Below are 14869 nucleotides of genomic sequence, written 5' to 3' on the forward strand. Positions count from 1 at the left end.
TGACATTTTTGTGACAGCTCGCGACGCAACAAAAGCAGGAGAGATCGAAATCCCCCCTGCTCTTAATGCATCCTGCAAGCTTTCCCTATTATTCAGTTCTTACTGAATACCTAGATCAGATAGGTATTTAGCAGAAACTTTAGCTGGTAGTGGGATGTAACCATCTTTCACTACAACTTCTTGACCCATTTTAGAAAGAACCATCTTCACGAACTCACGCTCTAGTGGAGCTAGTGGTTTGTTTGGCTCTTTGTTTACGTAAACGTAAAGGAAACGAGACAGTGGGTACTTACCCGTTGCAGCGTTATCAACAGTCGCTTCTACTAGCTCGCCGCCTTCTGCTTTAGAAAGTGGTAGAGCGCGTACTGAAGATGTTTTGTAACCGATACCAGAGTAACCAATACCGTTTAGAGAAGTAGAAACTGACTGTACAACAGAAGCAGAACCAGGCTGTTCGTTTACAGAGTTCTTGAAGTCACCTTTGTAAAGCGCGTGCTCTTTGAAGTAACCGTAAGTACCAGATACTGAGTTACGACCGAACAACTGAACGTCACGGCTCGCCCAAGCGCCATCTAGACCTGTAGCACCCCAGTTAGTGATGTCTTCGCTGTGACCACCCTTACGAGTAGAAGAGAAGATTGCATCCACTTCTGGAAGAGATAGACCTTTGATTGGGTTATCTTTGTGTACGAATACTGCTAGAGCGTCGATTGCAACTGGAATAGCAGTTGGCTTGTAGCCGTATTTTTTCTCGAATGCAGCAACTTCTTTGTCTTTCATCATACGAGACATAGGACCGAAGTTAGAAGTACCTTCTGTTAGCGCTGGTGGCGCAGTAGAAGAACCAGCTGCTTGAATCTGGATGTTCACGTTAGGGTAAAGACGTTTGAAGTCTTCTGCCCAAAGTGTCATTAGGTTCGCTAGCGTGTCAGAACCAACACTAGAAATGTTACCAGATACACCACTTGCTTTAGTGTAAGTAGGTAGGTTTGCATCAACGTCTGCCATTACGTTAGCAGAAACGCCTGCTAGGGTAGACACTGCTAGAGTAGCAACTAATTTTTTCATCACTTCAACCTCAATGGTTATAGTCAGTTTGGTATGAATTAAAATCTTCTTTTTTAGAGACCGAATAAGCTCGTTCTCATTCGATGATGAAGACTATAAAGAGCCTTTGTGACAAAAATGTTAAAGATTGAAATAAACTGAATATTTTTTCGGCAGCCGCAAACATTCGAAAAAAACCGCCGTAACCTCACTTAAAGCGCACCATTATGTTGGAAATAGCGTACAAATATTCCCAATAGCGGGGATATCCAATAGACTGACCGCACGGATTTCTTCCGCCTTTCTATTACAAAAGCAAAAAACAGTCTGTGGGTTATAAAATGCTTAACAAAATCATTTGTGGGGCCGAAGGCATTTCCACCGTTGTGGGGAAATGTGTTGCTTGGCTTACCCTAGTAATGATGTTGCTGACCTGTTTGATCGTAGTGTTGCGCTACGGCCTAGGGATTGGCTCCATCGCCCTTCAAGAGTCTGTACTATACATGCATGCTATGGTGTTTATGCTCGGCGCAGCGTACACCTTTAAGGACGACGAACACGTACGAGTGGATGTGCTATACCGAGATTTCTCACCGCGCAAAAAAGCGTGGGTGAATATCTTAGGTGGCCTGTTCTTCTTGTTACCGTTCTGTGCCTACACGGCGTACATGAGTATTGACTACGTGGCAGCCTCTTGGCGTGTGTTGGAAACATCACAAGAACCAGGTGGCTTGCCCTTCATTTACCTATTAAAAACCCTGATTCCGATTATGATGGCGCTGCTGATTATTCAAGGCATTGCTGACATTCTGAAAAACCTAGGGGTGGTCCTTAATAAACAGCAATTAACGGAGGCACATTAAGGTGGCTGAATTTTTACCTTTATGGCTGTTTGCCGGTGTCTGTGTGTTTCTGCTGTTCGGTTACCCAGTGGCCTTCTCTTTGGGCGGTACGGCACTCTTGTTTGCTGCGGGCGGCGCCTTGTTTGGCACCTTCGACCCAGTGTTCCTAGAAGCCTTACCGAACCGCCTGTTTGGTATCGTGCGTAACGAAACCCTGATTGCCGTGCCACTGTTTGTCTTGATGGGGGTTTTGCTCGAAAAATCTAAGCTCGCTGAGCGCCTATTGGATTCCATGGCGATGCTGTTCGGCACCATGCGTGGTGGTCTGGGCATTTCCGTGATCCTAGTGGGCATGCTGATGGCGGCCAGTACCGGTATCGTGGGTGCAACCGTGGTGACCATGGGTATGATCTCACTACCCACCATGTTGCGTCGTGGTTACGATCCTGCCCTTGCCACCGGTACGATTTGTGCGACCGGTACCCTAGGTCAAATCATTCCGCCGTCGATCGCCTTGGTATTGCTGGGTGATGTGATGTCCAACGCGTTCCAGAAAGCACAATTGCAGATGGGCGTGTTCTCACCGAAAACCGTTTCCGTGGGCGATCTATTTGTTGGTGCCTTGATCCCAGGTCTGATTCTGGTGGTGCTGTACATTGTCTACGTAGCGACAGTGGCTTGGCTACAACCACATAAAGCGCCAGCGGTTCCCAAAGAAGAACTGCGTCGTGGTGTCGATGACTCCTCCCTAGCGATGGAAATCATCAAAGGCCTATTACCACCACTATTGCTGATCCTCGCGGTATTAGGTTCGATCCTTGGTGGTCTTGCCACGCCTACCGAAGCAGCGGGTGTGGGTGCTTTTGGTGCCGCTATTCTTGCGTGGGCATCTGGCAAGCTATCATTGCAAACCCTAAAAGAAAGTGTGCTGTCGACTGCGAAAGTCACCGGCATGGTGTTTATGATCCTGATCGGCGCCTCACTGTTCTCCTTGGTGTTCCGCGGCTTTGGTGGTGAAGAGCTGATTCATGAGTTCTTTAACCAACTACCAGGTGGTGTCATCAGTGCGGTCTTGATCGTCATGTTGGTGATGTTCTTCCTTGGCTTTATCTTGGACTTCATTGAAATCACCTTCGTGGTGGTGCCAATCGTTGCGCCAGTTTTGCTAGCCATGGGCCTAGACCCGATCTGGTTAGGTATCATGATGGCGATTAACCTACAAACATCCTTCCTAACACCACCGTTTGGTTTTGCTCTGTTCTACCTACGTGGTGTGGCGCCAGCCGAAGTGAAGACACAGTCGATCTACAAGGGTGTGATTCCATTTATTTTGATCCAGTTGTTTGTCTTGGTATTGTTGTCCGTATGGCCTGACTTGGCGACTTGGTTGCCTGAAGTGGTCTACGCCGACTAATAAAAAGGAGATGCTATGAAAGCGATGCAAGTGAACGATTACGGCCCAGCAAGCGATTTAATGCTGGTGGATGCGGACAAACCGACCATTAATGCGGACCAGATCCTAGTCCAAGTAGGCGCGTCAGGGGTTAACCCAGTCGACACTTACATCCGTTCAGGCACCAACAACTACAGCGCCTCATTCCCGCATACACCGGGCAATGATGGCGCAGGCACCATTGTTGAAGTGGGCTCAAATGTGGCCAACTTCCAAGTGGGCCAGCGGGTCTATTTCTCCCGTAACCTAAGCGGTTCGGCGGCGGAATACGCGGTCTGTGTGCCAACCCATACCTTCCCATTGGCGAACGCTCTAAGCTTTGCCGAAGGGGCATGCTTGGGTATTCCTTACACCACCGCACACCGTGCTTTGTTTGGTCGCGCTCATGCGCAAGCGGGCGATAAGGTCTTGGTTCACGGTGCCACCGGTGCCGTGGGCATTGCTGTCGTGCAGTTGGCTCTCGCTGCGGGTATGCAGGTGGTGGCCTCTGCTGGCACGATCGAGGGTGCTAATCTGCTACGTGCTCAAGGTGTGCAAGAAGTCATTATGCACAACCAAGAAGGTTATCTAGCGCCTTACCAATCGCTGCAAAACGGCTTCAATGTCATCATTGAAATGCTGGCCAACCACAATCTAGACCAAGACTTAAAAGCCTTGGCTTTTGGTGGCACAGTAGCAGTGATCGGTAACCGTGGCACGGTGGAAATTAACCCACGTGATCTGATGGCACGTGACGCAGCCGTAATGGGTGTGGCACTGGCAAACGTTAAGCCGGAAGAGCTAGCACGCATTGCCAAAGCTATGCTGCCATTATTTGAAAAAGGCGTGTTGAAGCCTGTGATTCGCAAAGAGTACGCCCTGACAGAACTGGCGCAAGCCCATGAAGATGTACTGAAAAGCGGCGCTCAAGGCAACTTGGTGGTCGTGCTGTAAGCATCGCACACACCTTTGCTAGCACTGACAAAGAGGGTATCCATATTTGGTCACCCTCTTTTCATTTCTGAATAACCAATCACTTTGTGCTACTCAATTGAGAATTAGCTGGTTATACTTCTACGCTTGCATTGCACAAAAAGTAGGCAGTTTCATTGACCCATTCTGATTCCGACGTATTTAGCTTACCCAGCGTGGCCGACACTCACGATCACGATTATCACCAATTAGTGGTGGTTTTGGACGGCAATACCGACTTTGACATCGACAGCAAAGGTGGCCGACAAATGCGTTCGGGCAGCGGTTGCATCGTGCCATCGTCAGAGGGACATCAGTTTGTTGGCTTAGGTGATAACCGCATCATGGTGGTGAACTTGCCGGTACCACCACAGAAAGCCATCACCGATGAAGAATACGAAGTGGTGTCGCGTCTATTCGATCAAGCGGCCTACTTTGAGCTCAACCCGCGCCTACAAGTGCTGGCCTCGGCTTTATCGGGCGAATTACAGCAATACCCAGAAGATCCCTTGTTAGCGCGTGCCTGTGGCAACACCCTACTGAGCGCCATTCGCCACCAGCTCGCCAGCCAAGACATCAAGGTACGCGGCCACAATCTGGATATCGAAAAGCTCGATCAATTTATCGAGCTTAACTTGTCGAAACGGGTGCAAATCAGTCAACTCGCGAACTTCTGCTTTTTAAGCGTGAGTCAGTTCCATGAACGCTTTAAAGATCGCACCGGCATGACGCCACACCAATACCTAATCCGCAAACGTTTGGAGCGGGCGCAATATTTATTGCGTGAAGGTCATCCCCCAGTGCAAGTGGCAGAAATGAGCGGCTTTTCCAGCCAAAGCGCCATGACCAGCACTTTTTCGCAAACCTTGGGTATTACACCACTGAAATACCAAAAACAATTTCGCGGTCATTGATCAGCCACCTCAGCCGCTTTTGCTATCGGACTTTCTTATAAAAAATCCCGATAATTACGAAAGACGCTGTCACCCTACTGTCACTATATTTCTCTCATCAGTCCGAAGATCGTTTTAGTTACCCGCACACGGCTTGAGATTTGCACAACCTTTGCAACACTTAAGACATCACATCTTCGAGCACAAACAAACGGTTTATACGGAAGCAAGGCTTTCCGGTTGTCGTGGGAGAATCCGACTATGTTTAATGCGCTAGAGGTTTTACAACCGACCATTCTTGAGCGCCCACTGGATACACTGTGGGCACGCATTTCTCCGCTGTACAGCGTTAATGAGGAAGAGTGGCTATCTGAGTTACTGAAACTGGCCGAGCCAAGTGAGGCTCAGCTCAAAGCCAGCACTGACGCAGCCACAAACTTGATCGAGCAGGTTCGTAAAGACGACGAATCCATGTCTTTGATCGATTCCCTACTGCTGGAATACAGCCTCGACACCAAAGAAGGCATCTTGTTGATGTGTTTGGCCGAAGCCTTGATGCGCGTGCCTGACAAAGCCACCGCTGACGCCTTTATCAAGGACCGTTTGAGCGTGGCCGACTGGGCTTCCCACGCCAATAATTCTGACTCCTTCTTCGTCAATGCTTCGACTTGGGGTCTATTGCTAACCGGCAAAATTGTCACCATGGACGAAAGCAAAGACGGTAAACCTGCGAACCTGGTGAATCGCTTGGTCAACCGTATGTCTGAGCCGGTAATTCGTAAAGCCATGAACCAAGCCATGAAAATCATGGGCCACCAATTCGTATTGGGCCGTTCCATCAGCGAAGCCCTGTCCCGAGGCAAAAGCTACCGCGACAAAGGCTACACCTACTCGTTCGACATGTTGGGGGAAGCCGCTCTGACACAAGAGGACGCGGACAAATACCTCGCGTCTTACCTGCAAGCGGTGGAGTCTGTTGGTCAAGACACTTACGGTAAAGGCCACCGTCCAACTATCTCTATCAAGCTATCGGCGCTGCATCCGCGCTACCAAGTGGGCTGTGAAGAGCGTGTTATGACCGAGCTGTTTGCCAGCGTGAAACAACTGATTACCCGCGCCCGTGAGCTTAACGTTGGCATCACCATCGACGCCGAAGAAGCGGATCGCCTCGAACTGTCATTGCACCTATTTGAAAAGCTGTTCCGCGACGAATGTACTCGCGGCTGGGGCTTATTTGGACTTGTGGTACAGGCTTACTCGAAGCGTTGTTTACCAGTATTGAACTGGTTAGCGGCCCTTGCAAAAGACGTCGGCGATCGCATTCCACTGCGTTTGGTAAAAGGCGCGTACTGGGATTCTGAGATCAAGCTGTGTCAACAACGCGGCCTGAGCGGCTATCCGGTGTACACGCGTAAAGAAGCCACCGACGTATCGTACTTGGCTTGTGCCAATTTCCTATTGAGTGCCCACACTCGTGAATGGATCTTCCCGCAGTTCGCCAGTCACAACGCCCACACCATCGCCACCATCGCTACCATTGCTGAGCACATGGGCGCACGTTCCAACGAATACGAATTCCAGCGCCTCCACGGCATGGGCGACGCCCTATACAACCGTTTGATCAAAGACAACGATGTCTGTGTACGTATTTACGCCCCAGTAGGCAGTCACAAAGATCTACTCCCTTACCTAGTTCGTCGTCTATTGGAAAACGGTGCTAACAGCTCTTTCGTACACCGTTTGGTGGATGCCCGCTGCCCGATTTCAGAACTCGTAGATCACCCAGTGACGACACTGAAAAGCCGTAAAACCCTGCGTAACCCCTTTATCAATTTGCCCAAAGATATGTTTGCCGATCGTAACAATTCTTTCGGTCCAAATATTGAGATTGAATCAGAGTGGCAACCGTTTAAAGCCGCTGTCGATGCCTTTATGAGCCAAGAGACGCAATGGACCGCCTACCCAATCGTGAACGGTGAAAATCTCACCACAGACAAGGTACGCGAGGTAAATAGCCCGTACGATCACAGCCAAAGCGTCGGTAAAGTCTACTGGTCGACCGAAGCCATCGTAAACAATGCTATTGAATCTGCGGATGCAGCGTTCCCTACTTGGTCACAAACGCCAGCCACAGTACGTGCTGCTTGTCTTGAGCGCATGGCTGAGCTAATGGAAGCGAACTACGCCGAACTGGTAGCGATCTGTCACCGTGAAGCAGGTAAAACCATTCAAGACAGCATTGATGAAGTTCGTGAAGCGGTGGATTTCTGCAACTACTACGCACAGCAAGCACGTCAGAACTTTGCCGCGCCAAAGGTTTTCACGAACTACCTTGGTCAAACCCAGCAAGCTCAACTGACAGGCCGTGGTGTGTTTGCCTGCATCAGCCCTTGGAACTTCCCATTGGCGATTTTTACTGGCCAAGTGGCGGCGGCATTGGTCGCAGGTAACTCGGTAGTATGTAAAGCCGCCGAGCAAACCTCCATCATCGCTTTCCGAGCGGTACAAATGCTACACGAAGCCGGCATTCCCAAAGACGTGTTGCACTTCCTACCGGGTAACGGTGCCACGGTCGGTACGCCTATGACCCAGCATAAACGTATTGCCGGTCTGGCGTTCACCGGCTCAACAGGCACTGCGCAATTGATCAACCGCACTCTTGCTGCACGAGGTGTAGCGCCAGTGCCTGTTATTGCAGAAACCGGTGGTCAAAATGCCATGCTGGTGGACTCCACTTCACTGCCTGAGCAAGTGGTGCGTGATGCGGTGCGCTCGGCGTTTGCTTCTGCGGGTCAGCGTTGTTCCGCACTGCGTGTGTTATTCGTACAAGCCGACATTGCCGATCGTGTGATTCCGATGATCGCCGGCGCCATGAAAGAGCAAAGCGTGGGCTTGCCTTACTTGCATTCCACCGATGTGGGTCCAGTGATTGATGCCAAAGCACAGAAAATGCTGCTTGATCACATCGAAGTGATGAAAAAAGAAGGTCGTTTGATCGCTCAAGCAACGCTTCCAGAGTGGGCAGATAAGGGTACCTTCGTGGCACCAACTGCGTTTGAGATCGACAGTATTGATCAGCTGAAAGACGAGAAATTCGGCCCGATCATGCACGTGGTACGCTACCAGGCCAAAGATCTCGACCAAATCATCGACACCATCAATCACTCAGGCTTCGGTTTGACCATGGGTGTGCACAGCCGTAACGAAACCACTTGCGCGCACATCGCCAAGCGCGCCCGCGTCGGTAACCTGTACATCAACCGTGACCAAGTCGGTGCCGTGGTGGGCGTACAGCCATTCGGTGGCCAAGGCTTGTCCGGCACAGGTCCAAAAGCCGGTGGTCCACACTACCTACCACGCTTTGCTAAAGAACAATTGGTTTAACTCAGCGCATTTACTCCTTGCTGATGCTGACAGCGCCGGCCGACAGGCATCCCTGCCTGTGACGGCCGGTTCCGTTCATCCCTGAACGGATGCGCTTGTCACATCAGCAAGACAAAATTTTGAATTACTTGGGGTGAAGACTCCCTAGGTAATAGGAGATACAAACTATGACGATCGTAAAACCTATTCAAATCGATGTCGCCAACCAAGTGTTTGAAGCTTGGAACGCATTGGGTGTACAAGTGCGTGCGAACAAGCTGGAACAAGCCATCTACAGCCTGAGCCATGAGCAAGCGCAAATGGCCCGTTGGCAGCTCGCCAATGCCCGTCAAGAAATCGGTGCCGCGCAAGTGATGCCTGGACCTACTGGAGAGAGCAACGTGCTATCGACTCATGGTCGTGGTGCGTTTTTGACCGCGGTTCAGCCAGGCCTACATAGCGAGCATGCCAGCATTGGTTTGATTGGCCAAGTATTCGCGGCTTTAGTTGCGGGCAACCCGATTATTACCATGGGCCCAGAAGGCCAAGCGCTGATGGATCAAATGGCGAAATATGTACCAGAAGGGGTGATTCAGAATATCGCTGAATCCGCCATGGATACCATTGTTGAAGCAACCGATTTAGCCGGTGTCGCGCTAGTGTGTGACAGCAGCACAGCCCAGCAGCTGAGCCAACAATTGGCGCAGAAGTCTGGCTTATTGTGCCAGTTGGTGGAAGAAACCGATCTTGAAACGCTCAGCACGATTGCTGCGCCCCATTACCTTTTGCGCTTTGTCACCGAGCAAACGGTATCGACCAACACCACCGCCATCGGTGGTAATGCGACACTGTTGGAGTTGGGTAGCAAGGCAGAATAGGTTTAAAGCGTGACACCTGTTGGTGTGTAGTAGCACTGTCGTGAACTAAGCGGCCACATTGGAAAATGAGGACCTTTACCTAGTAGGTCTCGCCGCTTAGATCGTTGCAGTACTTTTCGCCCACTGCGGTGCGCTCTCCCTAACCAGCGTTCTCAGTGGGCTCTTTTTACGGTCTAATCATAGTAGGCAAGGCAAACTCGGTTGCGGCCGGTCATTTTCGCTTCGTACAAGGCTTGGTCGACCCGTTTAAAGGACTCTTCCAACAGTCTTTCAGAAGCCAGCTGAATCACGCCAATCGACACCGTCATCTGCACGGGCTGATCTTTTAACATCATCACCTGATCAGGAATATGCTGACGCACCCGTTCTGCCGCCTGCTTGGCTTCTGCCAAATCGAGATGAGGCAGCAACACATAAAACTCTTCGCCACCGATACGAAACACCCGCGCATCCTTGGGCATGGATTGCTCGATACATTCCACTAAGAACTTCAATGCCTCATCGCCACAAGAGTGACCAAAGCGATCATTGATGGTTTTAAAATGATCAATATCGATGGTCAGCAGGCTAGTTGAGTGATGCATCTGCTGGGCTTTTTGCAAGGCAATACTGACGGCTAGGTTAAACTCGCGACGGTTGCCCACCCCAGTAAGCGGATCGGTGCGACTGGCTTGATCCAACTGGCGCATTAAACGATTGCGTTCAGTGATATCGAGCATGGCGCCCACTTGGCCACCCTTTTCACCGTTTTCTTTAAAGAACACTGCTTTATTGAACTCAATCTCGAACTGTTCGCCTTTGGCGTTTTTCACCAGCGCCTCATACACCTGCGAGCCACCAGAAGCCAGCAGGGCTTGATCCGCTTGGTAGTACACATCAGCTAATTCTTTCGGCGCGATGTCGTAGACTGAGTGGTTAATAATCTTATCTTTCGGCACACCGATGAAGTCGCTAAAAGTTTGATTACAACCGCGATAGACATGGAATTCATCTTTATAGAAGATCGGCACCGGAATGGCATCGAGCACCGTTTGCAGAATATTTTCCTGCTGGGAAAGGTTGTTATTGTGCCAAGAGACACGCGCTTGCTCCGACACAATCCACGAGGCAATACGAGTGATGTCGTCAAACGCAGCGCTGTCGTTCACTCCTTGCATGATCCATTTTAATGCCAGACTGAAATCCCATTTATCAAGTAAAATCAGCACTTTACGCGCCGCAATATAGGGGAAGTCTTGCACTAATAAATCGGTGTGGTGCATCACGATTAGGCCCGATACAGGCGTTTCTTGCAGGGATTCAATGCACTGCCAGCTAAACTTATCCGGCACGCGAGACAGTAAACTCGTCAACGACTCCTTCCAGGGAGAAACAGCTTTAGAGTAGTAAATAACGGAAGGAATCATGGCAAAAACCCGATATTAACCAAAAGGCTAGCCTAAAAGGTAACGCCACGCTGGTCAATTTATAAGCTGTTGCATAATGCAATCTAATTGTAGCGTTATGTTATTTAAGCAATATCTGATACAAAAAAGCCCCGCGAACGGGGCTTTGACAGTGTTACTTAACGATCAAGCTTACTCAGCATCACGGGCATTGATGTAAGCACGCTCTGACACAGCGTGCCATTGTGATACCTTGCCAAGGAAGGCTTTGAACGATTCGTAGACTTTCTTACTCATCTCATCGTTCGCCGCGACGCCTTCAAGGGTTTCTTGAGACGCTTGTTTAAGCGCCTTTAAAACATCCTCTGGGAACGGGCGTAGATCCACATGATGCTCGTTTACCAAGGTCTGTAAAGCATCGTTGTTCAATGCCGTAAACTCATCCAACATGTCCTGAGTCGCTTGGCGAGACGCCGAACGAACGATGGCTTGTAGGTCTTTTGGTAGCGCTTCAAATGCCGTCTTGTTGACGAGCACTTCCATCTCAGAACCTGGCTCATGCCAACCTGGGTAGTAGTAGTATTTCGCCGCTTTGTACAGACCGAACGCTAGGTCGTTGTATGGACCCACCCATTCGGTGGCATCAATGGTACCGGTTTGCAAGGCAGTGAAGATTTCCCCGCCCGGCAAGTTGATTGGCGAACCACCCAGTTTCTGTAGTACTTCACCGCCAAGACCTGGAATACGCATTTTCAGACCACTGAAGTCGTCCAATGAGTTGATCTCTTTGTTGAACCAACCACCCATCTGTACGCCAGTGTTACCGGCGGTCAATGGAATCAAGTTAAAGGGCTCGTACACTTCTTGCCATAGCTTCATACCGCCGCCATGGTAGATCCAAGAGTTGATCTCTTGCGCTGTCATACCAAAAGGTACCGCGGTAAAGAACTGCGCCGCAGGGGCTTTACCTTTCCAATAATAGGCCGCACCGTGGCCAAGCTCAGCGGTGCCACGGGATACCGCATCAAACACTTCCAACGGCGGTACTAACTCCCCCGCTGCATACACTTTTACTTTTAAACGGCCACCCGACATTTCATTGATATTGTTCGCTAGGTATTCGGCGCCGGTGCCCAAACCAGGGAAGTTTTTCGGCCAAGTGGTGACCATTTTCCATTCGATGGTTTCTTGTTTGGCAGGCGCTGCCGCTTGCGTTTCCGTACTGCTAGATTGCTCAGAACCACCACAGGCAACCAAAGTTGCCGCTGTGATCCCAGCAAGCGTCCACTTGCTAAAAGCTTTTGCGTTGATCATTGATGTATCCCTCAGAAAACTTATTACATTATTCTTTTTGTCAGTTCACGACTGGATTGTTGCAGAGTGGTTTACCACTCTTCGCCGAGCAGAAGACCATATTTCTTCCGCATTGGTGATTAAGGATACTATGCTTTGCATTCATAGAGCTCAACACCTGACAGAACAATTGGTCAAAAAAAAGCCTCCTAGTCCAACGACTAAGAGGCTTTTATTCATGACCTTAAGGCCTACATCAGATTATTCGCCAGCGCGGGCGTTAATAATGGCACGCTCAGAGATGTCACTCCATTTCATGACTTTCTGTTTAAAGTCTTTCATCGAGTCATACACTTTTTGGCTCATCGGATCGCTAGCGGCCACTTTATCCATCACCACTTCCGTCGAGGCACGGAATTCTGCTAATACGTCATCAGGGAAGCGTTTTAGCACCACGCCGTGCTCGTTAATCAGCGTTTCTAAGGCGCTGTTATTCTGCGCCGTAAATTCGTCTAGCATCTCAGCATTGGCCTGACGCGCCGCCGCGCGCACGATCAACTGCAGGTCTTCAGGTAGCGCGGTAAAGGCATCTTTGTTGATCACAGTCTCAATTGCAGAGCCTGGCTCTTGCCAACCTGGGTAGTAGTAGAATTTCGCTGCCTTGTACAAACCAAACGCTAGGTCATTGTAAGGACCGACAAATTCGGTCGCATCGATGGTGCCTGTTTGTAGCGCGGTAAACATTTCGCTACCTGGCATGTTCACCACGGTAACACCGGCTTCTGCTAGCACTTCGCCACCTAGCCCCGGCATACGCATTTTTAGACCATCTAGATCGGCCACCGAATTAATTTCTTTGTTGAACCAACCACCCATTTGCGTACCCGAGTTACCGGCTGCCAATGGAATCACGTTAAAGGGTTCGTAGACTTCTTGCCAAAGCTCTAGGCCGCCACCTTGGGTCAGCCAAGAGTTCATTTCTTGCGCGGTTAAACCGAACGGTACCGTGGTAAAGAATTGCGCCGCTGGCACCTTGCCTTTCCAGTAGTAAGACGCACCATGACTCATTTGCGCTGTACCACGAGAGACCGCATCAAACGCTTCTAGCGCGGGCACGAGTTCACCGGCCGCATAAACTTTGACGTGGATACGACCACCTGACATCGCATTAATGCTCTCAGCTAAGTGCTCTGCACCAGTACCCAATGCAGGGAAGTTTTTCGGCCAAGTGGTGACCATCTTCCACTCAATGGTTTCTGGTTTAGCTGGAGCAGCCGCTTGAACTTCAGCGGTTTTGGCTGGCTCAGAGCCACCACAAGCTACCAAAGTTGCCGCGGCAATCCCAGCAAGCGTCCACTTGCTAAAAGCTTTTACGTTGATCATGGATATATCCCTTAGAAAACTAGTTATTTTTGTCAGTTCAGAACCGCACTGCGCAGAGTTGCCTCGCTTTCTTTGGCGATGATCATCTTTCTTACGCATTGGTGCCAAGCATACTATGCTTTGCGTGGAAATTGCTCAAGATTCCCCTTAGCAATTGGTATTAAAGAGCACCATTGGTATAAAAAAGCCCCTTAATTCTGGGAATTAAGGGGCTAAATGTTATGAACTTGCTCAGCTCAGTTAGGTGCGATTATTCACCCGCACGCGCGTTGATGAGTGCACGTTCAGAAATCTCATGCCATTTCATGACTTTCTCTTTGAACGCTTTCATCGAATCATAGACTTTCTGGCTTGCTGGATCGTTGGCAGCTACTTCTGCTAACACTTCATCCGATGCACCACGCAGTTCTGCTAGTACGTCGTCAGGGAAGCGTTTCAATTCCACGTGATGCTCGTTGATCAGAGTCTCCAGCGCGCTGTTATTCAACGCAGTGAACTCGTCTAGCATATCCGCATTAGCTTGACGCGCCGCCGCACGAACAATCAACTGTAGATCTTCTGGAAGCGCCATAAACGCATCTTTATTGATGAAGGTTTCTACGGTTGAACCTGGCTCTTGCCAACCTGGGAAGTAGTAGTATTTCGCTGCTTTGTAGATACCGAAGGCTAGGTCGTTGTAAGGACCGACCCACTCAGTCGCGTCGATCGCACCGGTTTGCAGTGCGGTAAAGATTTCACTGCCCGGCATGTTGACAACTGTGGCGCCCGCCTTAGCAATTACTTCACCACCTAGGCCTGGCATACGCATTTTTAGACCGTTTAGGTCGGCCACCGAGTTGATTTCTTTGTTAAACCAACCGCCCATTTGCACGCCCGTGTTACCTGCCGCCATTGGGATAATGTTGAATGGCGCGTAGATTTCTTCCCACAGCTCCATACCACCGCCGTTGAACAACCAAGAGTTCATTTCTTGTGCCGTTAGACCAAATGGCGTGGTGGTGAAGAACTGCGCCGCTGGCACTTTACCTTTCCAGTAATAAGACGCAGCGTGACCCATTTGTGCCGTACCACGAGAGACTGCATCAAAGGCTTCCAATGCTGGCACCAATTCACCGGCAGCGTACACTTTGACTTTTAGACGGCCACCCGACATAGCAGTAATGTTTTGCGCCAGTTTTTCCGCGCCAGTACCCAATGCTGGGAAGTTTTTCGGCCAAGTGGTGACCATTTTCCATTCAATTGGCTCTACTTTCGCCACTGACGCAGCCGCTTGAGTCGATTCAGATGAAGCCGCTTCGTTGCTGCCACCGCAGGCAACCAAAGTTAATGACAACAAACCAGCCAATGCTAATTTGCCGAAATTCGCGATTTTTTTCATTGT

11 protein-coding genes are annotated in these 14869 nt (G+C 49.9%); 6 read left to right on the top strand and 5 right to left on the bottom strand.

Going from position 1 to position 14869, the window contains the following annotated elements:
* Positions 1-99: 99 nt before the first annotated feature.
* On the bottom strand, positions 100-1068 hold the full coding sequence (locus ACOSVP_RS12395; protein WP_487347822.1) for a PstS family phosphate ABC transporter substrate-binding protein: 969 nt from the start codon (positions 1066-1068) through the stop codon (positions 100-102).
* Between the two features lie 320 nt (positions 1069-1388).
* Between ACOSVP_RS12395 and ACOSVP_RS12400 the strand changes: the two genes are divergently transcribed.
* From ACOSVP_RS12400 to ACOSVP_RS12425, 6 genes are all read left to right on the top strand, one after another.
* Positions 1389-1910, top strand: a complete 522-nt coding sequence (locus ACOSVP_RS12400) for a TRAP transporter small permease subunit (RefSeq protein WP_487347823.1) — start codon at positions 1389-1391, stop codon at positions 1908-1910.
* A 1-nt stretch (position 1911) separates the two neighbouring features.
* A complete protein-coding gene (locus ACOSVP_RS12405) occupies positions 1912-3303 on the top strand; it encodes a TRAP transporter large permease (RefSeq protein WP_487347824.1) in 1392 nt (463 codons plus the stop codon).
* A gap of 15 nt (positions 3304-3318) precedes the next feature.
* On the top strand, positions 3319-4275 hold the full coding sequence (locus ACOSVP_RS12410; protein ID WP_487347825.1) for an NADPH:quinone reductase: 957 nt from the start codon (positions 3319-3321) through the stop codon (positions 4273-4275).
* A gap of 155 nt (positions 4276-4430) precedes the next feature.
* The gene (locus tag ACOSVP_RS12415; protein WP_487347826.1) at positions 4431-5207 is read left to right on the top strand and encodes a helix-turn-helix domain-containing protein; all 777 of its coding nucleotides are present in this window, start codon (positions 4431-4433) and stop codon (positions 5205-5207) included.
* A gap of 240 nt (positions 5208-5447) precedes the next feature.
* Positions 5448-8570 (top strand): bifunctional proline dehydrogenase/L-glutamate gamma-semialdehyde dehydrogenase PutA, encoded by a 3123-nt coding sequence (gene putA / locus ACOSVP_RS12420; RefSeq protein ID WP_487347827.1) that lies wholly within the window; start codon positions 5448-5450, stop codon positions 8568-8570.
* A 167-nt stretch (positions 8571-8737) separates the two neighbouring features.
* Positions 8738-9427, top strand: a complete 690-nt coding sequence (locus ACOSVP_RS12425; protein WP_487347828.1) for a 1-pyrroline-5-carboxylate dehydrogenase — start codon at positions 8738-8740, stop codon at positions 9425-9427.
* 173 nt (positions 9428-9600) lie between these two features.
* Here the strand turns inward: ACOSVP_RS12425 and ACOSVP_RS12430 are convergent, their stop codons facing one another.
* From ACOSVP_RS12430 to ACOSVP_RS12445, 4 genes are all read right to left on the bottom strand, one after another.
* Positions 9601-10779 (bottom strand): GGDEF domain-containing protein, encoded by a 1179-nt coding sequence (locus ACOSVP_RS12430; protein WP_487347829.1) that lies wholly within the window; start codon positions 10777-10779, stop codon positions 9601-9603.
* A 225-nt stretch (positions 10780-11004) separates the two neighbouring features.
* Complete coding sequence (locus ACOSVP_RS12435; protein ID WP_487347830.1) at positions 11005-12126, bottom strand: TRAP transporter substrate-binding protein; 1122 nt, start codon at positions 12124-12126, stop codon at positions 11005-11007.
* Between the two features lie 240 nt (positions 12127-12366).
* Positions 12367-13488 carry a TRAP transporter substrate-binding protein gene (locus ACOSVP_RS12440; protein ID WP_487347831.1) on the bottom strand — a complete coding sequence of 374 codons (1122 nt, stop codon included), beginning with the start codon at positions 13486-13488 and terminating at the stop codon, positions 12367-12369.
* 250 nt (positions 13489-13738) lie between these two features.
* Positions 13739-14866, bottom strand: coding sequence for a TRAP transporter substrate-binding protein (locus ACOSVP_RS12445; RefSeq protein ID WP_487347832.1), 1128 nt, complete (start codon positions 14864-14866; stop codon positions 13739-13741).
* Positions 14867-14869: the final 3 nt, after the last annotated feature.

The sequence above is a fragment of the Marinomonas sp. HM11-D genome (assembly GCF_057626615.1).